Here is a 24,444-nt window from a genome sequence, read left to right as displayed (position 1 = left end):
GGGGCGCCCCGCCCCGCATCACTGCACCGGGTCGTCGCCCAGCCGTTGCCGGTTCGCCTCGATCCAGGCGTCCAGCGCCTCCGGATCGTTCGGGTCGACACCCTCGGCCATCAGCTGTGCCACCGCCGCCGTGGCCGGACTGCGCCGCTCGCCGGTGGTGTAGAGCCGGACGAACTCCGGCACCATCTCCTCGACCGAAGTGTCGGTCTGAGAGGCCGCCTCACCCGGCAGGGCCCGCTGCCGGGCGGCGTACGCGGCCCAGCTCCGGACCACCCGGGGCAGCATCGCCGCGTCGTCCATGTCCAGCACCGCCCGCCGGTGCACCCAGTCGAGGAGGAAGAGCCCGGCGACCGCCGGACTCCAGCGCATCGGGTCCGCGTCCGGGAACGACGCCGAATGGTCCAGCACCAGGCTCAGACAGAAGTGCAGGGAGGCGAGATCCGCCTCGGCCACCTGGTGCAACCCGAACCGGGCGGCCTCGGGCGAGGCCAGGAAGGCGCGTACCAGCCGGTCGCGCTCGGCCGTGGAGAGTGGCTCGACGTCGTCACCGAGCACCGGGGGCGCCGGTGCCGGCAGCAGCGCCAGCCGGTGGCCCACCAGGGCGCGGTCGGTGGCCAGCGAACCCTCGTCGGGCAGGTCCCCCAACTCGTCGGTGATGTCCAGGTGCCGGGCGACCTCGCCGCGCAGCCGCGCCGGATCCTCCTCCCGGAACCAGGTCAACTCGTCGTCGGCGCACATCTCCCGGACCTGTCCGAGGATCCGCTCGGCGGGGCCGCCGACGAAGACATCCTTCGTGATCCCGATGTTGTGGTCGACGAGGGCCACCACGGCGTGCTCGGGGCCGCCCGCCTCACTGTCGTCGTACGCGAAGGTGGCGAGGTACGAGGTCTGGTCGCCGTACACGTCGCCGTAGGCGTAGCTGCCGGTCAGGCGTACCTTGCCGAGTTGGCCGGACCACGACGGCGCCTGGGTGCCGGGCTTGACCGAGGCGGCGCCGACGGCGTCCGGCACCAGCGCGGCGAAGACGGTCCGGATGGTGGTCGCGGCGGCGGTCCGGCGGCGCGCCGTCGCGGAGAGAAAGTCGCTGACGAATTCCCGGACGGCGCTGCTGCGGTCTTCCTCCGCGATGGCATAGACACTGCCCAGAAGTGCCGTTCCGAGCATCTCGGCGTCGAGCGCGCAGTCGAGCTTGGTCACGTCGCGAGCGGCGTGCAGCACGGCTTCAAAGGGGGTCCGAGGCGAGGCCATGGCTCGACACTACGCCCGCCAGCGGTGGTCGAGTACCAGCAGCGCGCCGGGACCGATCACCCCGGACAGCAGGGCGGTACGGCTGGCAAGCAGATCGGCACTGGTCAGAGTGCCGCCGTGCGTCAGGTGGAAGCCGAGGTGTACGGCCGAGAAGAGCAGCAGACCGCTCAGTACGACGGCGGTCACCCGTCGATCATCGAGCCAGGCGGCGGCCAGCAGCATGGCGCCCAGGGTGAGGAACGCCGCCCCGACATCGGTCATCAGGTGCGAATTGTACGGCGGATAGCCGGCCGTCCAGCCGAGCCCGAAGCCGGGGAAGTTGTCGAAGAACCACCGGGGTACCAGCACGGCGGGTACGCCCCACGAGACGTGCAGGAGGCCGAGCAGGATCAGCCCGGCCCGGATCAGGACCGACCGGTGCCGAGCGCGTCCCGTGCCCGCCTTCACCGCAGTTCGCCGCGACTCAGTGTGGGGAGTCGGCAGCGGCCAGTGCGGATCGTGCGTCGGCGTACGACCGCAGCACCTCGCGGACCGGCACGATGACGTACCCCTGGGCGGCCTCGGCCACCGCGTCGTGCATCCGGCCCTCGGCCCGCCACCGGGCCCGTCGGGCCGCCCACCGGATGACCGGCCGGACCAGCACCGCCATCAGCACCCCGAGCAGCAGGCCGCCGAGCAGCAGCACCGTGGGCAGCGGGGTCAGCCCGACCATCGGGTACTCCAGCCGGGGAAGACCGAGCGCCCGGACCGCGTACCCGAGGAGCAGCCAGGCCAGCCCGAACCCGGCGGCGACGGTCACCAACCACTGCACCGCGTTGACGAACCGCCACCAGACCGGCCGGCGGTCCACTCCGAGGTCGGTGGTGGCCACGGCCCGGTCCAGCGCGTCGGGGAGGTCGGTCATCCGGGACCGGGCGGCCGCGGTCACCGCCGTCGACCAGGCGGCCGGCAGGCCCGTACCGGCCCGGTCGGCGACCGCGCGTACCGCCAGCCCGACGGCGGCGAGCTGCGCCGCGGTCGGCTCGGGCACCGAGGTCGCCGCCGGCGCCGGCCGGTCGCCGCCGAGGCCGTCCTCCAGAGCGGGGGTGCCGGCCGGGCCGTGTCCGGTCGCGCCGGCCAGGTGCAGCCGGCGCAACGGGTCGGGGCGCAACCGCCGCCAGCCCCGGGCCAGCGGCCAACCGGTGGCCGCGACCGCCCGGTGCCGGTAGGCGTGTTCGGTCGCCTCGGCCACCGCCGGTACGCCGGCAGCGCCGGCGAGCGCGTCGATGAGCCGGCGCATCGTCGGCCGGTCGACGTCGACGTCGGCCCGAGCGGATCCGATCAGGTCCGAAAGCCCGTCGACCACCTCGTCCACGTCCGCGGAGAGCCGGCGCAGCGCCGCCTGCCGCTCGGCGACGGTCTGTTCCAGGGCCGACCGCAGCGGGGCCGTTCCGGCGTCGCGCAGGGCCGAGGTGGCGAGCACCGGGATCTTGCTGAGCTGGTCGGCGTCGAGCAGCCGGCGCAGGTCGGCCAGTACCCGGGGCAGTTCGGCGCCCGGCAGCCGGTCCGCCTGGTTGAGCACCACGACGGTGACGTCCTGGTGCCGGCGGAACTCGCGCAGGTAGCTGCGGTGCAGCACCCGGTCGGCGTACTTCTGCGGGTCGACGACCCAGACCACCAGGTCGACCAGGCCGAGCAGCCGGTCGACCTCGGAGCGGTGCGACCGTTCCACCGAGTCGAAGTCGGGCAGGTCGAGCAGGACCAGGCCGTGCAGGGCCGCCTCGTCCGTTCCGTCCAGGGCGCTCTCCCGGACGAACCGGTGCCGGGGTAGCACCCCGACCCAGTCGAGCAGCCTGGTCGCGCCGTCCAGCGGCCCCCACACGCAGGCATGGGTGACTCCGGTCGTGGGCCGCCGCACGCCGACCGGGGACATCTCGAACCGGGCCAGCGAGTTGAACAGGCTGGACTTTCCGCTGCCGGTGGCGCCGGCCAGCGCCACCACGGTGTGGGCCCCGGAGAGCGAGAGTCGGGTGCCGGCGCGTTCGACCAGCGTGTGTGCGGGCACCAGCCGTTCGTCGGGGAGTTGGCCGTCGACGACGGTGATGAACCGGTCGATCGCGGTCAGCCGTTCGACCAGCCGGTCGGGGTCGATCCGCTGGTCGCCGCGGACCGCGTTCCGTACCCGGCCCAGGATGTCGGTCATCGGGTCGCCTCCGGTCCGGTTGCTCCGGCGGCTCCGGGATCTTCGACGGACGCGGTACGGCTCCGGGCGGCGTCGAGGGTTCGGCCCGCCTCGCGCAGCCGGTCGCCGGGCCCGGCGTCGACTCCGGCCGCGGCGGTCCGGCTGAGGTAGCGCGCGGCCTCCTGGTCGAGCAACTGGTCGACCAGGAGCAGCAGTTCGGACCTGGCCCGGCCGGCCAGGGTGCGGATCGCCTGGTCACCGAAGATCGCTTCGAGGACCTTCTGCGCGGCCACGGTGGTGCCGCCGGCCGCCGCGACCTCCAGGCCGGTGGGGATGAAGGCGGTCGAGGCGAAGACCGCGATCATGACGGCCAGGCCGGTGGCGTTGACCGCGTACGCCGCGCTGCGTGCCACGAAGCGCTTGTCGCCGCCCTGGTTGCGGACCAGTTCCAGGACGCCACGCTGCCAGTCGCGGACCAGTCGCTCGGCGCGTTCCGGCAGGTCGTCGTCGGGTCGGGCCAGTTCGGGGGTGAGCAGTGCGGCTCCGGCCGGATGCGCCTGCCAGGCGGCGTAACTCTGCTCGGCGGCGACCGCGGAGGTCTCCCGCAGCAGGGTGACCAGTTGGGACTCGATCGCGGTCCGGAGCTGGGCGTTCGGGGCGGGGCGACCGGTCATCGCCGCGACGAGCCGGTCGCGGAGCCGGCCGACCCGGGCCTCGAGGGTCCGGAACAGCTCTCCGGTGCCGACGAATTCCTGCCAGCGTGCCAGTACCTCGCCCCGGAGCAGCCGGCCGTCCCGCAGGCTCTGCTCCACCGAGTGTCGGGCGGCCCGGTAGGCGGCGTGGACCCGGAGGTCCAGGGCCTGCGCGGCCGCGGCCTGCTGGTCGGCGGCTTTGGCCAGGCTCTCGACCGTCGGCACGAGCGCGCTGACGGCACCGTCCAGGGTCTGCCGGATCACGGCCGCGCGGGCGTCCGAGTCGGCGGCGAGCCGGGCGAACCAGGTCCGCAGCGGTTCGGTGAGCCGGCCCGGCAGCAGTCCCTGCCCGTCGACCACCGTTTCGGGGAGCACGAACAGCGGCGCGGCGGCCAGCCCGTACGCGGTCAGCATCTCCGAGAGGTGGGCGGTCACCTCGTCGGTCGCCGCCGGTGGCACCCGGTCGAGGACCAACGCCACCACCGTGCCGCGCAGTTTCGCGGTGCGGAGCAGTTCCCAGGGCACCGCGTCGGCGTACCGGGCCGCCGTCGTGACGAAGAGCCAGAGGTCGGCGGCGGCGAGCAGCTGCGTGGCGAGCGCCCGGTTGGCGTCGACCACCGAGTCGATGTCGGGCGCGTCCAGGAAGGCCAGCCCGGCGGGCAGGGCCGGCGCGGCGACCAGTTGCAGCGTGTCCGGGCGGTCGCCGGGCTGGGTGGTCCGGGTCAGGCCGGGCAGCAGGTCACCCTGCCGGAACCAGGCCGAATCCGCCGGACCGCAGACCAGCACCGGCGAGCGGGTCGTCGGCCGGAGCACGCCGACCGCACTGACCCGGGCCTGGACCAGGCTGTTGACCAGGGTCGACTTGCCGGCACCGGTCGATCCGCCGACCACCACCAGCAGCGGTGCGTCGAGCCGGGACAGGCGCGGCAGCAGGTAGTCGTCGAGCTGTGCGACCAGCGCGGCGCCGCCCTGTCGGGCCTCGTCCGCCCCGGGCAGCGTCAGCGGGTACGCCGTGCCGTCGATCACGGTACGCAACTCGCCCAGCGCCGTACGCAGGTCCGGTTCTACGCGCCGCCCGGTGTCGGGAGCGCCGGTCCTCGGCGGTGGGTGAGAATCGACCGTGTCGAAACGAATGTCGGTGATGGGGGTTTTCGGGCCGACCATGGGCGTGCCGAGGCCGGTGGCCGGATCGCCGTGGGTCGTCACGGGTAAAGACTGCCCGATCCCTGCAACACAGACAACAGGCACGGTTGCTTACGGATCAGCGCGTTGCCGGCCGCGGAGCGGAGAACGGGCGATCCGTACCGCTGTGACCTTCTTCGATGCCGCTCCGCTGGCTGGCCGGGGGCGGTGAGGCGGCGGATCGGGGGGTTGCGTCCAAGTGACTCAAGTCCGACTTTGACGTTGCCGGAGATCGTGGCACTATTGAGCCCGGTCCACTCAACTTGCGGTGGGTGCGCAGCGGGCGGCGCCCGTCACCTGCCTTGTAACGAAGCGAGGAAGCGAAGATGGCACGTGCGGTCGGGATCGACCTCGGCACGACGAACTCCTGCGTGAGCGTTCTCGAAGGCGGTGAGCCCACCGTCATCGCGAACGCCGAGGGCTCGCGGACGACTCCTTCGATCGTCGCGTTCGCCCGTAACGGCGAGGTGCTCGTCGGCGAGGTCGCCAAGCGTCAGGCGGTGACCAACCCGGACCGGACCATCCGGTCGGTCAAGCGGGAAATGGGCACCAACTGGTCCGTTGACATCGACGGAAAGAAGTACACCTCGCAGGAGATCTCCGCGCGGACGCTGATGAAGCTCAAGCGGGACGCCGAGGCGTACCTGGGCGAGCGGATCACCGACGCGGTGATCACGGTGCCCGCGTACTTCAGCGACGCCCAGCGGACCGCCACCAAGGAGGCCGGGGAGATCGCCGGCTTCAACGTGCTGCGGATCGTGAACGAGCCGACCGGGGCGGCGCTCGCCTACGGCCTGGACAAGGGCTCCAAGGAGCAGACCGTCCTGGTCTTCGACCTCGGTGGCGGCACCTTCGACGTGTCGCTGCTGGAGCTGGCCGAGGGCGTCATCGAGGTCAAGTCGACCAGCGGTGACAACCACCTGGGCGGCGACGACTGGGACGAGCGGGTCATCGAGCACCTGGTGAAGACCTTCCGTGGCCAGCACGGTGTCGACCTGTCCCAGGACAAGATGGCGATGCAGCGGCTCCGCGAGGCGGCCGAGAAGGCCAAGATCGAGCTCTCCGCCGCCACCACCACCAGCATCAACCTGCCGTACATCACCGCCGGTCCGAGCGGTTCCGACGGCGCTCCCTCGGCTCCGCTGCACCTCGACGTGACGCTCAGCCGGGCCGAGTTCCAGCGGATGACGCAGGATCTCCTGGACCGCTGCAAGGGCCCGTTCGAGCAGGCAATCAAGGACGCCAACATCAAGATCAGCGAAGTCGACCACGTGATCCTGGTCGGCGGCTCGACCCGGATGCCGGCCGTCTCCGAACTGGTCAAGCAGCTCACCGGCCGGGAGCCGAACAAGGGCGTGAACCCCGACGAGGTCGTCGCGGTCGGCGCCGCGTTGCAGGCCGGTGTGCTCAAGGGCGAGGTCAAGGACGTCCTGCTGCTCGACGTGACGCCGCTCAGCCTGGGCATCGAGACCAAGGGCGGCATCTTCCACAAGCTGGTCGAGCGGAACACCACCATCCCGACCAAGCGGTCCGAGGTCTACACGACCGCCGACGACAACCAGCCGTCGGTGCTGATCCAGGTCTTCCAGGGCGAGCGCGACATGGCCGCGTACAACAAGAAGCTCGGCACGTTCGAGCTGACCGGCATCGCGCCGGCCCCGCGCGGCGTACCGCAGATCGAGGTCACCTTCGACATCGACGCCAACGGCATCGTGCACGTCGGGGCGAAGGACCTGGGCACCGGCAAGGAGCAGTCGATGACGATCACCGGCGGCTCGGCGCTGCCCAAGGACGACATCGAGCGGATGATGCGGGACGCCCAGGACCACGCCGACGAGGACAAGCGGCGGCGCGACGAGGCCGAGACCCGCAACCAGGCCGAGCAGCTCCAGTGGCAGACCGAGAAGTTCCTGGCCGAGAGCGGCGACAAGCTGCCGGCCGAGTCCCGGGACAAGATCAACGAGGCGCTGGGCGACCTGCGTTCGGCGCTCGGCGGGACCGACCTGGAGAACGTCAAGTCGGCGCACGAGCAGCTGGCCAAGGTCTCCCAGGAGGCCGGCACGCTGCTCTACGCGGCCCAGGGCGAGCAGGCTCAGCCGGGTGCCGGAGCCGGCACCGGCGCCACGGACGGCGGGCCGACCGGTGCCAAGGCCGGTGGCGACGACGACGTGGTGGATGCGGAGATCGTCGACGAGGACGACAAGAAGTGACCCGTCACCTCCGCAGTCACGTTGGCCCTGAGCAAGACGGATCGAGGTAGTCGCATGACGGACAAGCCACGAGCCGCCGATCCGGACACCGCCGGATCGGCGCCGGGTGGCTCCGCACCCGGCCGGGCCGAGGGCGCGGCCGCCGAGGGCATCGTCATCCGGGACAAACGGAAGATCAATATGACCGGGGACAAGGTCAACCCGGGCCGGCACGCCCAGCCCGACGGCGCTGACGACGCGGACGCGGTCGACGCCGCCCCGACGGCGGTGAAGGATCCGAACCCGGATCCCGAGCCGCCGGCGGGCGCCGACGCGCCGACCGTAGCGGCCGGCGAGGTCGACGACACCGAGTCGAGCGGCGCCGCCGGCACGGTCGACGACGCGAAGTCGACCGACGGTACGCCGGACGTACCGGACTCGGCGGCGCCGAGCGACCCGGGTGACACGACGGCCGTACCCGATGCCGCGACGGACGAGTCGGCCCCGGCCACCCCGGTGGTGGACGACGCCGAACTCGCCGAGGTGCTGGAGGCGGAGAAGCCGTCCGGCGCCGACGGTCCGGTGGTGGACGCGCCGGCCACCCCGGTCGGCGGCGGTACCCCGGAGGTCGACGGCCCTGGCCCGCTCGGTGCCGAGTTGGCGGTCCTGCGCGCCGAACTGGACGAGCGGACCAGGGACCTCCAGCGGGTGACGGCGGAGTACTCCAACTACCGCAAGCGGGTGGACCGGGACCGGGGTCTCGTCGCGGAGCAGGCCACCGGGGCGGTACTCGTCGCCCTGCTGCCCGTACTCGACGACCTTGACCGGGCCCGGGAACACGGCGACCTGGTCGGGCCGTTCGGCACGGTGGCCGAGCAGTTGAACGCCACGCTGGGCAAGTTCGGGCTGACCCCGTTCGGCGAGAAGGGCGACCCCTTCGACCCGAACCGGCACGAGGCGGTCGCGCACCGGACCTCGGCCGAGGTCACCGAGTCGACCTGCGTCGAGGTGATGCGCCGGGGCTACCAACTCGGCGACCGGGTGTTGCGGGCCGCGCTGGTCGCGGTGGCCGATCCAGAGTCGGAGTGAATGGCCGCGAGCGAGGGTGATCCGGTGGTGCGTGGTCGAGGTGCCGTCCGTGTCGGGTCCGTCGGACCGGGTACGGACGGGGCCTCGATCACGTCACAGGGGAAGGGGGTGGACGATCGATGAGTTCCAAAGACTGGCTGGAGAAGGACTTCTACGCCGTACTGGGGGTGGACAAGTCCGCCTCCGCAGACGAAATCAAGAAGGCATACCGCAAGCTGGCCAGAGAGTCGCACCCCGACCACAACCCGGGTGACGCGCAGGCCGAGGAGCGGTTCAAGACCGCCTCGGAGGCGTACGACGTACTCGCCGACGCGCGCAAGCGCAAGGAGTACGACGAGATGCGCTCGCTCTTCGGCTCGGGCGCGTTCCGGCGGAACGCCAGGGCCGGTGGGCAGCCCGGCGGGTACCCGTTCGACGTCTCCGACCTGTTCGGCGGGGCCGGTCAGCCGGGCGGCGCCGCTGGTGACCGCCGGTTCGGCGGTGCCGGCTTCTCCGACCTGTTCAGCTCGATCTTCTCCGGTGGTGGTCCGGCCCGGGGCCGTGGTCCGGCCCGGGGGCGGGACGTCGAGGCCGAGGTGGTGCTGGACTTCGACGACGCGGTACGCGGCGTGACGGTGCCGTTGACGCTGCGGGCCCCCGGCGTCTGCGACACCTGCCACGGCGACGGGGCCAAGCCGGGTACGTTGCCCCGGACCTGCCCGCAGTGTCACGGGGCCGGTGTGGTGACCCGGAACCAGGGGTCGTTCAGTTTCTCCGAGCCGTGCCGGGAGTGCCAGGGCGTCGGCACGATCGTGGACGAGAAGTGCCCGGAGTGCCGGGGCACCGGCGGGGTGACCAAGTCGCGCACCCTCAACGTGCGGTTCCCGGCCGGGGTCGCCGACGGCCAGCGGATCCGGCTCGCCGGGCGCGGGGAACCGGGTGACCGGGGCGGTCCGGCCGGCGACCTGTTCGTGCTGGTGAAGGTGCGCAACGACGAGCTGTTCGGGCGCAGTGGCGACGACCTGACGCTGACCGTGCCGATCACCATCGCCGAGGCGGTGCTCGGCACCGATCTGCGGGTGCCCACCCTGGACGCTCCGGTGACCCTGCGGGTGCCGCCCGGTACGCCGAGTGGTCGTACCCTGCGGGCCCGGGGGCGGGGCGTGGCCCGGCGCGACGGGCAGGCCGGTGACCTGCTGGTGACCGTGGAGATCGTGGTGCCGGAGCAGCTTTCCGCCGAGGCCCGCGAGGCGCTGGAGGCGTTCGCCGCGCAGACGCCCCCGGCGGGACGGGAACATCTGGACGCCCGGGTGCGTCGTTTCAACTGACCGGTCAACGCGGAGGTGATCAAGGTGGCTGAGAATTACGTCGTCGTCTCGATCGAGCAGGCGTCCGACGCCAAGGTCTTGATGATCTCGGTGGCGGCCCGGATGGCCGGGATGCATCCGCAGACCCTTCGGCAGTACGACCGGATGGGCCTGGTCCAGCCCGGCCGCGCGCCCGGGGGTGGCCGCCGGTACAGCGTCCGCGACGTCGCGTTGCTGCGCGAGGTGCAGCGTCTCAGCCAGGACGACGGGGTCAACCTGGCCGGAATCAAGCGGATCATCGTCCTGGAGCAGCTCGTTGACGAACTCCAGGAGCGGGTGGCGCACCTGCAGGCGGAGCTGGACGCGGCGTACCGGCGGGTGGCGGAGTTGGAGGCCCTCGGCGGCCTGCCCCGTCGGGACCTGGTGCCCACCACCCGGGCCTCGACCGCGCTGGTGGTCTGGCGCCCGCGCCGGTCCGACCCCTCGGCCTGACCGAGCCATTCGGGCGCGATTACCCGAAACCTTTCGAAAGCGGCACCTCCGGCTATCTGGTAATCATCATCCGGTAGCGCTCGGAAATGATTACCTCGAACGCGCAGGATTCATTACCCCGGCAATCGCCGCGAGGGCCGATCGTACTTAATGGCGACGTCAAACCCTTGATCCGTTGCCACCGGGTTCCACCGCATGCCGACGCGTTCAGAAGACGCACCGTCGATCCGGTCCGACCCCCGACCGGTGCGACCATGCTGGCCGGCGAGCCTTCTGAATCATGATGCCCGATCCGGTGTGGCTCCGTACCCGCCCGGATGGCGGTTGATTGATCAAATCAAGAATCGACTGCCCGGTGGCCGAGGGAAGATTTCCTGAAGATTAATTAATTGACGCCAATCAATGTTGTGACTATGGTGAGCGGCGGGCGCGACCGCATCGCGACGACCGGAAGGAACTAGTATGTCCAACGTGATGGCTGTCGGCGGCGTACTCGCGGCGGCACTGTTTGCCTCGACGGTAGCTACCGAGCCCTTGGTGGCTCCCGCTGAGCGGATCACCATCAGTGTGGAGACCGTCAACGGCTCGGGCTGCTCGGCGGGGACTGCCAGGGTGAGCACCGCAGCAGACGATACGTCCTTCACGGTCACCTACAGTGACTATTACGTCCTGGCGGGCGACGGCGCGAGGCCGACCGAATCCCGAAAGAACTGCCAGCTCAGCCTGCGGGTGCAGATTCCCCAGGGGCTAACCTTCGCGGTGGCCCAGGTGGATCTGCAGGGCTTCGCGCACCTACAGTCGGGAGCCAGCGGCTCGCAGCACTCGCACTACTACTTCATGGGGACCTCGCCGACGGCGCAGACGAGCCACGAGTTCAAGGGCCCGTACAGCGACCACTGGCGTACGTCCGATCGTGCCGCGGGCCTGGTCTACGCGCCCTGTGGCGAGGAGCGGAATCTCAACGTCAACACCGAACTGCGGGTGGATGGCGGCGGTGCCGGCAACGGCACCAGCTTCATGGCGATGGACACGACGCGGGGCAGTGTGCGCAGCGTGTACCACCTCAGTTGGAAAGAGTGCTGATCACAGCGCCGCCACGCGTCTTCTGACGGCGGTTTGTGGGGCTAGCGCGAAATAGGGCCCCCGGCCGATTTGATGGAATGGTTATTGTCCATCTAATCGGCCGGGGGCCCTCGCTTTTGTCGCAGCAGGTCGTACCACTAATCGGCGCTAGTTGCATCCAATTTTCGGACATTGACGAACATCAATTTACAGAGCTAAAGTGAACATGCGCGCGCTACATTATCGCCACGATCGGGAGGGAACCCATGATCAGTGTGCTGGCCCTTGGCAGTCTCGTTGCCTCGATGCTCGGTGGCCCGATAGTCATCCCGACGGATCCCCCGGTGGAGCCCCCGGATGCGCAGATTGTCATTGATGTCATTACCATCAATGGTTCGGGTTGCCCGGCCGGGACTGCGGCTGTCGCGGTCGCCCCCGACAACACCGCCTTCACGGTGACCTACAGCGAATATCTTGCCCAGGTCGGCGTGGGGGCGCGGCCGATCGACGCCCGGAAGAACTGCCAGCTGGCTCTGCAGGTACATGTTCCGGAGGGCTTCACCTACGCGATTCTCCAGGCCGACTACCGGGGCTACGGCTACCTGGCGTCCGGTGCGACCGCCGTTTCGCGGGCAAACTACTACTTCCAGGGTTCCTCGCCGACGACGTACAAGAACCACTCGTTCAGCGGCCCACTGGACGACAGTTGGCAGACGACGGACACCTCCGAGTTGACCTCGGTGAGCTACGCGCCCTGCGGCGAGATGCGCTTCCTCAACATCAACACCGAACTGCGGGTGAACGTCGGTACGTCCAACCCGGCGACCACCACCAGTTTCATGGCTATGGACTCGACGGACGGTGGCATCAACACCATCTACCACTTCGCATGGAAGAAGTGCGAAGAGTCCTGACGTAGTACCTCTGAGTCGTGGATCGGGTTTCTGTTCCCGTACTCCGTCCCAGGGGTGGGTACCCGCCCGGCCGGCATTGTCCAGCCGGCGCGGGTGCCCCGCAAAAAGGGCCATCCGATCGATGGATGAAGTGTGATACATCGCGCGGGCAACGGCTCGCGCGACGGTGACCGAAGGGAGCCCTGCAAATGTTGCACACGTTAGTCATCGGCAGTCTGGCGGCCTCGTTACTGGGCTTGCCGGTACTCGCCGACCCCGTGCCGACCACGAATCCGCCGGCCGAGCGCATCACCGTCGAGATTGTGACCGTCAACGGATCGGGGTGCCGGGCCGGTACGGCAGCGGTCGCCACGGCGCCCGACAACACGGCATTCACGGTGACCTACAGCGACTATCTCGCCCAGGCCGGCGCCGGCACCGCGCCCACCGACTTCCGGAAGAATTGCCAACTGGTCCTGGAGGTCAAGGTTCCGGGCGGCTTCACGTACGCGATCGGGCAGGCCGACTATCGCGGATTCGCCCATCTGGAGCGCGGTGCCAGCGGCATGCAACGGGCGAGCTACTACATCCAGGGCACGTCACCGACGGACGCCCGCTCGCACTCCTTCGCCGGTCCGGTCAGTGACAGCTGGCAGACGACCGACACCACCGACGTGGCCTCGCTGGTCTACGCCCCCTGTGGCCAGGTACGCCTGTTCAACATCAACACTGAACTGCGGGTGATCCGTGGTTCGTCGCCCGCGACGACGACCAGCTTCATGATGATGGACTCCACCGACGGCAGCGTCAGCACGACGTACCACTTCAACTGGATGCGGTGCGAGTAGTCAGGACCGGGACCGGATCCCGGTGCAGACCTAGAAGGGCAACAACGACGCACGCCGGTACGGCAGTGGCCGGTCGGCGTCGCGACGGCTCAAGCGAAGATTATCGCTGGCGCTCGTAGACAGGTGGTTCGAGCGCCAGCTCTTCCTGCCGGACCCCGGGTGACGGAACCCCGGACGGTCCGAGTACCCCGCTCGGCCGGCTGCCCGATTCGGGCGCACGCGGCCGACGAGGTCAGTAACCTGACCAGTGGTGCCGCCCGGAACTCCGGGTGGACCGGTACGCAGGTCAGGTCCCGTGCTCCGGCGTCGGCACCAGTGGTGGTTGGTGGCCCGGGGTCCACGGGGGGTCCCGGACCACTTCCGCCCGCAGCGACGCCCCCAGCGGCACCCGCGGCTGCGGAGGCGTCGACGCCCCGAGGAGATCCGGTCGGCCGAGTCGCGGTCAGCCGAGCCGGCGGGCCTGGCGGACCAGGCCACCCTCGCACCAGTCGCGGTAGTCGAACAGCTCCGGCCTCGCCTGGAGCATCCGGGTGTTGTGCGCCCAGATGGCCATCTGCTCGTCACCCTGCCGTTCGGCCTGCTCGACCAGCTTGCGCAACCGCCGCTTCGGGTGGGCCTGGAACTTGGTCCGGATCCCGTCCGCCGCGTAGATGTAGAGGCAGTGCAGCGCGAACCGGCGGGCCGGACAGGACCGATCCATCGCCAGGTCGAACAGCGTGGTGATCAGCCGATCGCCGGAGACGAGCAGATCCCAGTCCTTCGGCATCGTGTGCAACGGCACCGAGTCAGGCTCGTACGCCCAGGCCCGCAGCTCGGCGGGCGATGGGTCGACCGGGTTGGCGAATCCTCGGAACGCGGAGTCCTGCACGCTCAAACGGGCCGCCTTTCCGCTCGCGCGACCGCCGGAACGCCTGGCCCCGGCGAGTGCCAGTGTCTACTGCGGCGACACGGTAACGCGCTGTTGCCAAGCTGCGGAAGGGTCGCCAAGTGCTATTTCATCAACCCGTTACGTGTCCGTGCACTCGGCCGAACGGCGATCCCGCTATGTGGTGCGCGACCCGGGGGCAGCGCACCGGTCACTCGGTCGCCGCCGCTGGCGGTAGCCCACGCGCCGCCTGCCGGCGCAGCCAGCGCTTGAACCACGCGAAGTCGGGCAACCGGGCCAACATCGGACCGGTCACCACGGTTACCAGCACGTACGCGGTGGCGAGCGGGGCGAGCTGCGGATTCACCAGACTGGTACCGACGGCCAGCCCGGCGATGACGATCGAGAACTCGCCCCGGGGCGCCAACGCCAGCCCGGTCCGCCAGCGACCCGGCAGGGCGATACCCACCCGTTTGGCCGCCAGGTAGCCCGTGAGCACCTTGGTGGCCATGGTGACCACGGCCAGCGCGATGGCCGGCAGCAGCACCGGCGGGATGGCCCGCGGATCGGTGTTCAGGCCGAAGAACACGAAGAAGACGGCGGCGAAGAGGTCCCGCAGCGGTGAGAGCAGTTCCGTCGCGTTGTGCGCTACCGGCCCGCTCAGGGCGATGCCGACCAGGAACGCGCCGACCGCGGCCGACACCTGCAGGCCGGCGGCGAGTCCGGCGACCAGCAGGGTGAGCCCGAGTACGCCCAGCAGCAACGCCTCCGGGTCCTGCGCGGAGAACATCCGGGAGATGACGTGGCCGTACCGGATCGCCACCACCAGCACCGCGACCACCGTGACCACCGCGACGGTCAGCGCGATGCTGCCACCGAGCAGTCCCTGGCCGCTGAGGATCGCGGTCACCAACGGCAGGTAGAGGGCCATGGCGAGGTCCTCGATGACCAGGATCGACAGGATCACCGGGGTTTCCCGGTTACCGAGCCGGCCCAGGTCGGCGAGCACCTTGGCGATGACGCCGGACGACGACACCCAGGTCACCCCGGCCAGTACGATCGCGCCGACCCAGCCCCAGCCCAGCAGTAGCCCGAAGGCCGCGCCCGGCAGTGCGTTGAGAAGACCGTCGGCCAGCCCGGCCGGCGCGGCCGCGCGCAGGTTGCCGACGAGTTCGCTGGCCGAGTACTCCAGGCCCAGCATGACCAGCAGCAGGATCACGCCGATCTCGGCGCCGACCTCGAAGAATTCCTCGCTGGCAGACAGCGGTAGTACCCCGCCGTGCCCGAAGGCGAGCCCGGCGAGCAGGTAGAGCGGGATCGGCGAGAGCCCGATCCGCCGGCTGAGCCGGCTGAGCAGCCCGAGGACGAGCAGTAGTGCACCGACCTCGATGAGCAGGACTGTGGTGTGATGCATACGCCTCAGCCGTCCGGATCGGTCTCGGCGAGGATCGCGGTGACACCGTCGAGTCCCTGGCGGGTGCCAACCACGACCACTACATCGCCGGCCTCGAACCGGAAGGTGGGATCTGGAGAGGCGATCACCTCGCGCTCCCGAAGGACCGCGACGATGGAGGCGCCGGTACGGGTGCGAGTCTGCGTGTCGCCCAGCCGGCGGCCGACGTACCGCGAGCCGGCCGGGATGGAGACCTGCTCGGTGAGCAGTCCGGCGGCCTGCTGCCGGAGGCCGGAGAGCTGGCCCAGCATCAGCGAGGCGCCGAGGATGTCCGCCAGCGCCTCCGCCTCGTCATCGGTGAGCGGAATGTCGGCGGTGCAGGAATCCGGATCGTCGGGGTCGTACAACACCAGGTCTCGTCGACCATTGCGGTGCGTGACCACGCCGAGCCGACGGCCGGAGGTCGTCACCAGGTCGTGGCGTACACCGATTCCGGGCAGTGCCGTCTGTTCCACACGTACTCGCACCCGGCCAACGGTACCGCCTGTCGATCGAGGGCCGGGAAGTGGTGCTTCGCGGAACGGGCGGCCCCGGAACATCGAGGCGGTGGGAACGGGCCGTCGACTCGACACTGGGAGCTATGTGGAGGCTGTCCCGAAAGTTGCGGGCGGACGGTCGCCAACCCGCCGTCCATCGCGCGGCCGGCCAGCATCGGGGGCCGGCCGGGTCTGGGACAGTGGGCGGAGCGGCGGCACCCCGGCCGGCAGCCGAAGCGGATGTGACCGACGTCACGGTGGTGAAGTTGAGTGGAATAGACTCAACTCTGATTGTGTCGTCAGTACTGGAGGCGGTGTCGCCCGTTGGGCGGCGACGCCGACGCCACGCTGCCGATGCCGGCCCGTACCGCGGCCGGCGGACCGTATTGGGAGCCCATGAACGCCGAACGTCTGACCACGAAGACCCGCGAAGTCATCACCGGCGCCGTCGCGACGGCGAACCAGCGCGGCCACGCCACCGTCGAGCCCTGGCACCTGCTGCTCTCGTTGCTGGATACCGGCGGCTCCACCGCAGCCGGCCTGCTCCGGGCCGTCGGGGCCAATCCGGCCGACGTCCGGCGGGCCGCCGCCCGGGCGGTGGAGAACCAGCCGGCCGCCCGGGGTTCCAGCGTTGCCGAGCCGAGCCTGTCCCGCGAGTTCGTCAACGCCATCGGTGCGGCCGAACAGATCGCCCGCCCGCTCGGCGACGAGTACACCTCGACCGAACACCTGCTGGCCGGGCTGGCCCGGGTCGGCGGCGCGGTCGCGAGCACCCTGAAGGGCGCGGGAGCCACCGAGGAGAACCTGGTCGCCTCCTTCCCGGCGGTACGCGGCGGCGACCGCCGGGTCACCACCGCCGACCCGGAGCAGACCTACCAGGCGTTGCAGAAGTACGGCGTCGACCTCACCGACCTGGCCCGGGAAGGCAAGATCGACCCGGTGATCGGCCGGGACGCCGAGATCCGCCGCGTCGTCCAGGTGCTGTCCCGGCGTACCAAGAACAACCCGGTGCTGATCGGCGAGCCCGGAGTCGGCAAGACCGCGATCGTCGAGGGGTTGGCCCAGCGGATCGTGGCCGGCGACGTGCCCGAGTCGCTGCGGGACAAGAAACTGGTCTCGCTCGACCTCGGCGCGATGGTCGCCGGGGCGCAGTACCGGGGCCAGTTCGAGGAGCGGCTCAAGTCGGTGCTGGAGGAGATCAAGAACTCCGACGGCCAGGTCATCACGTTCCTGGACGAACTGCACACCGTGGTCGGCGCCGGCAAGGGCGAGGGGTCGATGGACGCCGGCAACATGCTCAAGCCGATGCTGGCCCGGGGTGAGCTCCGGATGGTCGGCGCGACCACCCTGGACGAGTACCGCGAGCACATCGAGAAGGACCCGGCGCTGGAGCGGCGGTTCCAGCCGGTCCTGGTCGGCGAGCCGACCATCGAGGACACCATCGGCATCCTGCGCGGCCTCAAGGAACGCTACGAGGTGCACCACGGGGTACGGATCACCGACGCCGCGCTGGTCGCCGCCGCCAGCCTCTCCGACCGGTACATCACCGAGCGGTTCCTGCCGGACAAGGCGATCGACCTGGTCGACGAGTCCGCCTCCCGGCTCCGGATGGAGATCGACTCCCGGCCGACCGAGGTGGACGAGATCGAGCGGGCGGTACGCCGGCTGGAGATCGAGGAGATGGCGCTGGCCAAGGAGCCCGACCCGGCCTCGGCCGAACGCCTCGAACGGCTCCGCAGGGAGCTGGCGGACAAGCGGGAGCAGCTCACCGCGCTCAGCGAGCGGTGGCGGCTGGAGAAGGATCACATCACCCGGATCTCCACCGCCAAGGAGGAGCTGGAACGGCTCGGTGGCGAGGCCGAGCGGGCCGAGCGGGACGGCGAGTTGGAACGCGCCGCCGAACTGCGGTACGGCCGCATCCCCGGCCTCCAGGGCGAGTTGTCCCGGGCCGAGGCGGAACTCGCCGGGCTCCAGGCCGACGGGGCGATGCTCAAGGAGGAGGTCGGTGCCGACGACATCGCCACCGTGGTCGCCTCCTGGACCGGCATCCCGGCCGGCCGGCTGATGGAGGGCGAGACCGCCAAACTGCTCCGGATGGAGTCGTCGCTCGGCGGCCGGGTCGTCGGCCAGGCCGAGGCGGTGGGCGCGGTCTCCGACGCGGTACGCCGGGCCCGTGCCGGCGTCGCCGACCCGGACCGGCCCACCGGCAGCTTCCTCTTCCTCGGCCCGACCGGGGTCGGCAAGACCGAGCTGGGCAAGGCGCTCGCCGAGTTCCTCTTCGACGACGAGCGGGCGATGGTCCGGATCGACATGAGCGAGTACGCCGAGAAGCACTCGGTGGCCCGGCTGGTCGGTGCCCCGCCCGGCTACATCGGGTACGAGGAGGGCGGGCAGCTCACCGAGGCGGTACGCCGCCGGCCGTACTCGGTGATCCTGCTGGACGAGGTGGAGAAGGCCCATCCGGACGTCTTCGACATCCTGCTCCAGGTGCTCGACGACGGCCGGCTCACCGATGGCCAGGGACGGACGGTCGACTTCCGCAACGCGATCCTGATTCTCACCTCCAACCTCGGCTCGGCCACGATCGCCGATCCGACGCTCTCGGAGGAGGAGCGCCGGGAGGCGGTGCTCGCCGTGGTCCGGACCCATTTCAAGCCGGAGTTCCTGAACCGGCTGGACGACATCGTGGTCTTCGCCACGCTCACCGGTCCGGAACTGCGCGGCATCGTCGACATCCAGCTCGACCGGCTCCGGCGGCGGCTCGCCGAACGTCGGCTTGGCCTGGAGGTGAGCGACGCGGCCCGGACCTGGCTGGCCGACCACGGGTACGACCCGATCTACGGCGCCCGGCCGCTGCGTCGACTGGTGCAGTCGGCGATCGGCGACCGGCTGGCGAGGGCCCTGCTGGCCGGGGAGGTACGCGACGGTGACACCGTGCGGGTGGAGCTGGCCGAGACCAAGGAGGGCCTGACGGTCGTCCGGGCCTGACCGGCGCTTCGGAACGGGCACGAGCGCCTCGGAGCGGGCAGGAGAGCGCACCGGGGGACCGGGCGGTGCTCCGACGGGCGAACCGCTGCCCGCCGGGCGAGGATGAACGGCATGACGGAGTTGCCGGGACAGTTCGACGACCTGACGTCGGCGGTGCGCGAGTTGGCCACCGCCGACGTCGTCGCGTTCGGCGGGGTGGGCCTCGCCGGCCAGGTCCTGCCGCCGACCGAGGCGTACCGGGTGATCGAGGCGGCGCTGCCCGAGCGGGCCGAGGCGGTCCGGTCCCGGCTGGACTGGTTGCTGGGCAACGGCTCGGCCGCCGGTCGGGCGTACGCCGCCACCCTGCTCGGCGAGGTCGATCCCGCCGCGGCCCGTGCCGCCTGGCGGGCACTTGTCGACGAGGAGGCGGAGCTGACCACGTTCAGCGGCTGCCTGATGGACCAGACCACGCTGGGCGAGTACGCCGCCGCGCGGCTCGGGCAGGACTGACTGTCCCGACCGGTCCGGCCGGCCGTCCGCCCTGGTCGCGGGCCAGTCCTCGGCGCCGTCAGCGGCGGTTCGCCAACCGTCGATGAGGTGCCTACCGATACGGTGGTCCGAAATTCGGGAATCTTGCTCCGGGAGACACCTGATTCGGGGAACCCGACTTCGGGAAATCCTGAGCCAGGGACTTCATCTAGGGAAGGGAGAGCCGTGTCGGAACCAGTGAATCCTCCGGTGGCCGCGAGGCCGCGTCCGGGCAGCGTCACCATCTCCAGCTACCTGCTCTACGCGGCGGCCGTACTGCTCGCCGTCGTCGCGATCACCGGCCTGGCCACCCTCGGCACCGTCTCGGACATCTTCGGTGACGCGTACGCCGGGACGTCGGTCGAGGGCGCGGAGGGCTTCATCGTCGGCGTCACCGCGTTCTTCGCGGTGGTGCAACTGCTCTTCGCCGCCGCCTTCGTGGTGCTGGCGCTGCTGAACAACCAGGGGCGCAACGCCGCACGGATCACCACCTGGGTGGTGGCCGGTCTCGGGGCCTGCTGCACCGGGATCAGCCTCGGCGGTACGGCGGCCGGTGGCATGAACACCGGAACGAGCTCCACAGGAGACATGCCGGATCCGCAGGTGATCCAGGAACGGCTGGAGGCGGCCCTGCCGTCGTGGAGCGGGCCGCTCACCCTGATCTTCTCGATCCTCGTCTTCGTGGCGTTGCTGGCCGCGATCGTCCTGCTGGCGCTGCCCGCGTCCAACGCCTTCTTCCGGAAGCAGCCGGCCGGCTTCGAGCCTCCGGTACCGGGGGCGGCGTACCCGGGGCAGGCACCGTCGGCCGGGGTGGACCCGGCGTACCCCAGCTATCCGGGGCAGTCGCCCTCGCCGGGCGCCGATCCGGCGTATCCGGCGTACCCGGGGCAGACGCCGCCGTCCGGGACCGACCCGAACAACCCGCCCGGCAACCCGCCGAACAACCCGCCCGGACCACCGAGCAACCCACCGACCAGCTGACTTCGCGCGACGATCCCCCGGCCGGACTCGACGTACCGCCGGGGGATCTTCGCGTCCGGGGCCGGATCGCCAGCCCGGCCGGATCGCCGGTCCCGTACCGGTGCGTCGGGGTCCGTCCGGAGTCGCTCTTTTCTGGCCGGGGCGGCTCCGCTACGTTGTGGGAGCGGTACCGCCCCGTGGTGCCGTCGCTGTTTCCCGGCGCGCGGACGACCGCGCTCGCCCGGTTACTGCGGTCCGAGCCACCTCCTGGAAGCCGCCGACCCGAGGAACCGCCCGTGGCCCAAGCCTCCACCCGGCACGGCAGCGCGTCCCGCCATGCCTGGCGATCGGCCGGGGACCGGGCCGGACAGTCGGCACGGGCCCTGATCACGGGCGCCACCGCCGGGATCGGGGCGGCCTTCGCACGGCGGCTCGCCGAGGAGGGCTACCACCTCGTGCTGGTGGCCCGGGACGATCAGCGGCTCGCCGAGACGGCGGCCGAGCTGACCACGCGGTACGGCGTCGCCGTCGGAATCCTGCCCGCCGACCTGGCCACTGACGAGGGTTGCGCGACGGTGGAGCGGCGGTTGGCCGACACGTCGGAACCGATCGACGTTCTGGTCAACAACGCGGGGATCAGCCTCAACCGGTCCTTCGTCCGTTCGACCGTCGAGGACGAGTCGCGACTGCTCCGGTTGAACGTGCACGCGGTGCTCCGGCTGACCCTTGCCGCCCTGCCTGGGATGACCGAGCGGCGCAGTGGGGCAGTGATAAATGTCTCTTCCGTTGCCGGCTTCGGGCCGGTGATGCCCGGGTCGACGTACTCGGCCAGCAAGGCCTGGGTGACGAACTTCAGCGAGTCGGTCGCCCAGTCGGTGCGTCCGGCCGGTGTACGGGTGATGGCGCTCTGCCCCGGCTACACCCGTACCGAGTTCCACGACCGGGCCGGCATCAACACGGCCAAGACTCCGGAGTGGATGTGGCTGCGGGCCGACGACGTGGTCCGGGACGCGTTACGTGACCTGGATCGGGACCGCATGGTCAGCGTGCCGGACTGGAAGTACAAGTTGGTGGTCTTCGGCCTGCGGCACGCGCCGAATCGACTGTGGCGGGCGGTGGCCCGGGACACCCGGGGTCGGACCGGTCGCACGGAGGGCTGATCACTCACGCGGTGTGGTCGATGCGGTTGACCCGACCGGCGAGGTGCGTGGCACCCGCGCATGGGCAAGATTCAGTGCGGAGAGTAGCCGATTTTACGCCTCGTCGGCCACCATCCGAGCGGCCTGACCGGGCCTGCCGCCGGGTCGGCCGTTCGGCTCTCACTTCGGCGCAGTACCCTTACCCGCCATGGGGGACCACGACGACCTGCGTAAATTCATCACTGACCTCGCCGTCGTACACGGACGGGTTGTGTTGTCCTCAGGTCGTGAGGCGGACTGGTACGTCGATCTGCGGCGAGTGACTCTGCATCACGCGGCGGCACCGTTGGTTGGTCGGACCATGCTTGCCCTCACGTCGGACTGGGACTTCGAGGCGGTTGGCGGCCTGACGTTGGGTGCGGACCCGATTGCCATCTCGATGCTGCACGTCGCCTCGGCGACGCAGCGTCGGCTGGATGCCTTCGTGGTGCGCAAGGCCGGTAAGGCGCATGGTCTGCAGCGCCGGATCGAAGGTCCGGAGGTGCGTGGTCGCCGAGTGTTGGCGGTCGAAGACACCTCTACGACGGGAAGCAGTGTGCTGACCGCAGTGGAGGCGTTACAAGAGGCCGGGGCCGTGGTCGTGGGCGTGGCGGTTATTGTTGATCGAGGTGCGGGCGACGCCGTACGAGCCGCCGGATTGCCATACCGGGCAGCCTATACGTTGGCTGACCTCGGCCTAGTGGCCTAAAAGTTTGCCGATTCGGATCTGCTGATATGCAGGCGGGTCGATGCTGCTGGTGGAAGGATGGAATACGTGGGAACTGCGTTGGCCGAAATGACTATGCCTCAGATCTCGCCGCTTGCCGGCGAGCCGATCGAGCGTGCTGACGCTGAGCGGCTTGCGGGGGTCCTCAAGGCCCTCGCTGACCCCGCTCGGCTGCGGCTGCTCAGCCTCATCCAGTCGGCGCCCGAGGGCGAAGCGTGCGTGTGTGATCTCACCGCGCCGCTTGGCCTCTCTCAGCCGACGGTGAGCCATCACCTCCGTATCCTCACCGAAGCCGGCTTGCTGGAGCGGGAGAAGCGGGGCGTGTGGGCTTACTACCGCCTGGTGCCGACGGCGATCGCGACGATCGCCGATCTGCTGACCCCGCCGCGTAAGCGAGCCACCAAGAAGGCTCGCTGACTCAGCGCGCGGCCCGTCTGGTGTCCGCCCTGTCAAGGACGGCGCCAGGCGGTCCAACCGCTGATGGCGCGGTGGGTCCAGCCGGACCAGCGGCGTGAACTACCTCCAGGGCGACCTGCGGGATCAGCTCGCGTACGTCGGACACGACGTCGTGCGGGCGGGCCTCGTGGTCGGCTCTGGCGGTAACCTGTCCGCCCGGCTGCCCGACGGTGATTCCTGCTGGGTGACCGCGAGCGGCACCTGGTTGGACCGGCTCGACCGGGCCTCCTTCGTCCGGGTACGGATCTCGGACGGGGCGATGTACCCGGCCGGGTCGGTGTACCCGGCGGAGTCGGTGCATCCGGCCGGGTCGGTGCTGCCGGGTCCGCTCACTGTCCAGGACGGATCAACCATCCTGGACGGCGTCCGGCCGCCCGCGCCACGTGTCCCGGTGACCCTGCCGGACCCCGTCACGTCTCCGGACTCCGTGACATTCCCGGAGCCGACGATGCCGGAGTCGACGATGCCGGAGCCGATGGCGACGAGCGAGGTCGGACTGCACCTGGCGACCTACCGGGCCCGTCCGGACGTCCAGGCGATCGTGCACCTGCATCCGCAGACGGTCCTGTTGCTCGACGCGTTGGGCGAACGAATCCGGCTGGTCACCACCGATCACAACTTCTACCTGCGTCGGGTCGCCCGGGTACCGTTCCGGTCGCCCGGCACCACCGAACTCGCCGAGTTGGCCGCCGACGCGGCCCGGGACGGCACCAACTGCCTGGTGCTGAGCCAGCACGGTTGCTCGGTGCTGGGCGACAGCGTGGAACTGGCCCACAAGCGGGCCGCCAACCTCGAGGAAGCGGCGCGGCTGACCTATCGGGCGCTGGCCGCCGGACGGTTGGACGACCTTCCCGACTGCCCCGCCGAGTTTCTCGCCCGGATAAACGACACCGGGCCGACCAGCGTCTGACCGGCCGACCCGCTTCGATTCCGTCCGTACTGCCTAGTACTCGACTGAGTAGTACTCGCGACTGCCTAGTACTCGCGCCGGTGCCGCTGGGCCTCCTGCGCGGCGTGTTCCAACTCGGCCTGCTCGGCCGGGGTGGTGCCACGCCGGGCCGCCAGCCGGGCCCGCAGCAGCTCGACGGCGATCGGCACCACCGAGACGAACACGATCCCGATCAGGATCAGCTCGATGTTCTCCTTGACGAACGGGATCTGGCCGAGGAAGAAGCCGAGCACGGTGACCCCGGTGCCCCAGAGGACGCCGCCGATCACGTTGTAGATCACGAAGGTGCGGTAGCGCATCCCGCTCACCCCGGCGACGATCGGGGTGAAGGTCCGGACGATCGGCACGAACCGGGCCAGCACGATGGAGCGGGCTCCGTACTTCTCGAAGAACTCGTGCGCCTTGAGCAGGTTCTCCTGCTTGAACAGCTTGGAGTTGGGCCGCCGGAACAGCGACGGGCCGACCTTCTTGCCGAACGCGTAACCGACCTGGTCCCCGGCGATCGCCGCAACCGTGATGAGCAGGCAGACGAGCCACAGCGGGTAGGTGATGTACTCGCCGTCCGCGGTGAGCAGTCCGGCGGTGAACAGCAGCGAGTCACCGGGCAGGAAGAAGCCGATCAGAAGGCCGGATTCGGCGAAGACGATGGCCAGGATGCCGAGTAGCCCGAACGTGGAGATCAACCACTCCGGATCCAGGAATTCAGGACCTAGGGCCAGCGTGGTGGTGGGCGTCGGCACGAG

General features: G+C 70.3%; 22 protein-coding genes. 14 read left to right on the top strand and 8 right to left on the bottom strand.

All coding sequences use genetic code 11. From position 1 onward, the window contains the following. Window positions 1-18: 18 nt before the first annotated feature. The 4 genes from H4W31_RS07960 to H4W31_RS07945 are packed head-to-tail and all read right to left on the bottom strand — an operon-like array spanning window position 19 to window position 5,307. Window positions 19-1,248: a hypothetical protein gene (locus tag H4W31_RS07960; RefSeq protein WP_192766071.1), complete on the bottom strand. Its 1,230-nt coding sequence runs from the start codon at window positions 1,246-1,248 to the stop codon at window positions 19-21. Window positions 1,249-1,257: 9 nt separating this feature from the next. Continuing rightward, the gene (locus H4W31_RS07955) at window positions 1,258-1,695 is read right to left on the bottom strand and encodes a hypothetical protein (RefSeq protein WP_192766070.1); all 438 of its coding nucleotides are present in this window, start codon (window positions 1,693-1,695) and stop codon (window positions 1,258-1,260) included. Window positions 1,696-1,711: 16 nt separating this feature from the next. Next, on the bottom strand, window positions 1,712-3,430 hold the full coding sequence (locus tag H4W31_RS07950) for a GTPase (protein WP_192766069.1): 1,719 nt from the start codon (window positions 3,428-3,430) through the stop codon (window positions 1,712-1,714). Then, a complete protein-coding gene (locus tag H4W31_RS07945; RefSeq protein ID WP_192766068.1) occupies window positions 3,427-5,307 on the bottom strand; it encodes an ABC transporter in 1,881 nt (626 codons plus the stop codon). The genes H4W31_RS07950 and H4W31_RS07945 overlap by 4 nt, the downstream gene beginning before the upstream one ends. Before the next feature lie 302 nt (window positions 5,308-5,609). Between H4W31_RS07945 and dnaK the strand changes: the two genes are divergently transcribed. From dnaK to H4W31_RS07910, 7 genes are all read left to right on the top strand, one after another. Further along, window positions 5,610-7,493 (top strand): molecular chaperone DnaK, encoded by a 1,884-nt coding sequence (dnaK, locus tag H4W31_RS07940; protein ID WP_192766067.1) that lies wholly within the window; start codon window positions 5,610-5,612, stop codon window positions 7,491-7,493. 54 nt (window positions 7,494-7,547) lie between these two features. Then, window positions 7,548-8,561, top strand: a complete 1,014-nt coding sequence (gene grpE / locus H4W31_RS07935) for a nucleotide exchange factor GrpE (RefSeq protein ID WP_192766066.1) — start codon at window positions 7,548-7,550, stop codon at window positions 8,559-8,561. 119 nt (window positions 8,562-8,680) lie between these two features. Then, entirely contained in the window at window positions 8,681-9,868 is a 1,188-nt protein-coding gene (gene dnaJ, locus H4W31_RS07930; RefSeq protein ID WP_192766065.1) for a molecular chaperone DnaJ, read from the top strand. A 24-nt stretch (window positions 9,869-9,892) separates the two neighbouring features. After that, window positions 9,893-10,339: a heat shock protein transcriptional repressor HspR gene (locus tag H4W31_RS07925; RefSeq protein ID WP_318783080.1), complete on the top strand. Its 447-nt coding sequence runs from the start codon at window positions 9,893-9,895 to the stop codon at window positions 10,337-10,339. 462 nt (window positions 10,340-10,801) lie between these two features. Beyond that, window positions 10,802-11,422: a DUF4360 domain-containing protein gene (locus H4W31_RS07920; protein WP_192766064.1), complete on the top strand. Its 621-nt coding sequence runs from the start codon at window positions 10,802-10,804 to the stop codon at window positions 11,420-11,422. 245 nt (window positions 11,423-11,667) lie between these two features. After that, window positions 11,668-12,315, top strand: coding sequence for a DUF4360 domain-containing protein (locus tag H4W31_RS07915; protein WP_192766063.1), 648 nt, complete (start codon window positions 11,668-11,670; stop codon window positions 12,313-12,315). A gap of 188 nt (window positions 12,316-12,503) precedes the next feature. Continuing rightward, the gene (locus H4W31_RS07910) at window positions 12,504-13,142 is read left to right on the top strand and encodes a DUF4360 domain-containing protein (RefSeq protein WP_192766062.1); all 639 of its coding nucleotides are present in this window, start codon (window positions 12,504-12,506) and stop codon (window positions 13,140-13,142) included. 442 nt (window positions 13,143-13,584) lie between these two features. On the opposite strand, the gene H4W31_RS07905 is transcribed toward H4W31_RS07910, so the two are convergent. The 3 genes from H4W31_RS07905 to H4W31_RS07895 form a co-directional block, all read right to left on the bottom strand. Continuing rightward, a complete protein-coding gene (locus H4W31_RS07905) occupies window positions 13,585-14,016 on the bottom strand; it encodes a hypothetical protein (RefSeq protein WP_192766061.1) in 432 nt (143 codons plus the stop codon). A 202-nt stretch (window positions 14,017-14,218) separates the two neighbouring features. Beyond that, window positions 14,219-15,421 (bottom strand): cation:proton antiporter, encoded by a 1,203-nt coding sequence (locus H4W31_RS07900; RefSeq protein ID WP_192766060.1) that lies wholly within the window; start codon window positions 15,419-15,421, stop codon window positions 14,219-14,221. A 5-nt stretch (window positions 15,422-15,426) separates the two neighbouring features. Next, window positions 15,427-15,927 carry a cation:proton antiporter regulatory subunit gene (locus H4W31_RS07895; RefSeq protein ID WP_192766059.1) on the bottom strand — a complete coding sequence of 167 codons (501 nt, stop codon included), beginning with the start codon at window positions 15,925-15,927 and terminating at the stop codon, window positions 15,427-15,429. A 405-nt stretch (window positions 15,928-16,332) separates the two neighbouring features. On the opposite strand from H4W31_RS07895, the gene clpB reads away from it, so the two are divergent. The 7 genes from clpB to H4W31_RS07860 all read left to right on the top strand — a co-directional run bounded on the left by clpB (window position 16,333) and on the right by H4W31_RS07860 (window position 23,662). Further along, window positions 16,333-18,924, top strand: coding sequence for an ATP-dependent chaperone ClpB (clpB, locus tag H4W31_RS07890; protein WP_192766058.1), 2,592 nt, complete (start codon window positions 16,333-16,335; stop codon window positions 18,922-18,924). Window positions 18,925-19,035: 111 nt separating this feature from the next. Continuing rightward, window positions 19,036-19,413: a hypothetical protein gene (locus H4W31_RS07885; RefSeq protein WP_225945433.1), complete on the top strand. Its 378-nt coding sequence runs from the start codon at window positions 19,036-19,038 to the stop codon at window positions 19,411-19,413. 204 nt (window positions 19,414-19,617) lie between these two features. After that, window positions 19,618-20,412 carry a hypothetical protein gene (locus H4W31_RS07880; protein WP_318783079.1) on the top strand — a complete coding sequence of 265 codons (795 nt, stop codon included), beginning with the start codon at window positions 19,618-19,620 and terminating at the stop codon, window positions 20,410-20,412. A 362-nt stretch (window positions 20,413-20,774) separates the two neighbouring features. Next, window positions 20,775-21,551, top strand: a complete 777-nt coding sequence (locus H4W31_RS07875; RefSeq protein WP_225946288.1) for an SDR family NAD(P)-dependent oxidoreductase — start codon at window positions 20,775-20,777, stop codon at window positions 21,549-21,551. A 187-nt stretch (window positions 21,552-21,738) separates the two neighbouring features. Further along, window positions 21,739-22,278: an orotate phosphoribosyltransferase gene (pyrE, locus tag H4W31_RS07870; protein ID WP_192766056.1), complete on the top strand. Its 540-nt coding sequence runs from the start codon at window positions 21,739-21,741 to the stop codon at window positions 22,276-22,278. A 57-nt stretch (window positions 22,279-22,335) separates the two neighbouring features. Further along, window positions 22,336-22,713 (top strand): ArsR/SmtB family transcription factor, encoded by a 378-nt coding sequence (locus H4W31_RS07865; protein WP_007073957.1) that lies wholly within the window; start codon window positions 22,336-22,338, stop codon window positions 22,711-22,713. A gap of 94 nt (window positions 22,714-22,807) precedes the next feature. After that, the gene (locus H4W31_RS07860; protein ID WP_192766055.1) at window positions 22,808-23,662 is read left to right on the top strand and encodes a class II aldolase/adducin family protein; all 855 of its coding nucleotides are present in this window, start codon (window positions 22,808-22,810) and stop codon (window positions 23,660-23,662) included. A gap of 65 nt (window positions 23,663-23,727) precedes the next feature. On the opposite strand, the gene H4W31_RS07855 is transcribed toward H4W31_RS07860, so the two are convergent. Then, entirely contained in the window at window positions 23,728-24,441 is a 714-nt protein-coding gene (locus tag H4W31_RS07855; protein ID WP_192766054.1) for a DedA family protein, read from the bottom strand. Between the last annotated feature and the right edge of the window lie 3 nt (window positions 24,442-24,444).

Source organism: Plantactinospora soyae (assembly GCF_014874095.1).
GTDB lineage: Bacteria > Actinomycetota > Actinomycetes > Mycobacteriales > Micromonosporaceae > Plantactinospora > Plantactinospora soyae.
The sequence above is the reverse complement of the archived record's forward strand: the minus strand, read 5'-3'. Positions and strand labels throughout refer to the sequence as shown.

Bases quoted from the DNA above. Each gene is read 5' to 3' on its own strand.
- H4W31_RS07950 (WP_192766069.1), bottom strand. From the start codon at position 3,430: ATGACCGACATCCTGGGCCGGGTACGGAACGCGGTCCGCGGCGACCAG.
- H4W31_RS07915 (WP_192766063.1), top strand. From the start codon at position 11,668: ATGATCAGTGTGCTGGCCCTTGGCAGTCTCGTTGCCTCGATGCTCGGT.
- H4W31_RS07885 (WP_225945433.1), top strand. From the start codon at position 19,036: ATGACGGAGTTGCCGGGACAGTTCGACGACCTGACGTCGGCGGTGCGC.
- H4W31_RS07910 (WP_192766062.1), top strand. From the start codon at position 12,504: ATGTTGCACACGTTAGTCATCGGCAGTCTGGCGGCCTCGTTACTGGGC.
- clpB (WP_192766058.1), top strand. From the start codon at position 16,333: ATGAACGCCGAACGTCTGACCACGAAGACCCGCGAAGTCATCACCGGC.
- pyrE (WP_192766056.1), top strand. From the start codon at position 21,739: ATGGGGGACCACGACGACCTGCGTAAATTCATCACTGACCTCGCCGTC.
- dnaJ (WP_192766065.1), top strand. From the start codon at position 8,681: ATGAGTTCCAAAGACTGGCTGGAGAAGGACTTCTACGCCGTACTGGGG.
- H4W31_RS07960 (WP_192766071.1), bottom strand. From the start codon at position 1,248: ATGGCCTCGCCTCGGACCCCCTTTGAAGCCGTGCTGCACGCCGCTCGC.
- H4W31_RS07920 (WP_192766064.1), top strand. From the start codon at position 10,802: ATGTCCAACGTGATGGCTGTCGGCGGCGTACTCGCGGCGGCACTGTTT.
- H4W31_RS07900 (WP_192766060.1), bottom strand. From the start codon at position 15,421: ATGCATCACACCACAGTCCTGCTCATCGAGGTCGGTGCACTACTGCTC.
- grpE (WP_192766066.1), top strand. From the start codon at position 7,548: ATGACGGACAAGCCACGAGCCGCCGATCCGGACACCGCCGGATCGGCG.
- dnaK (WP_192766067.1), top strand. From the start codon at position 5,610: ATGGCACGTGCGGTCGGGATCGACCTCGGCACGACGAACTCCTGCGTG.
- H4W31_RS07865 (WP_007073957.1), top strand. From the start codon at position 22,336: ATGGAATACGTGGGAACTGCGTTGGCCGAAATGACTATGCCTCAGATC.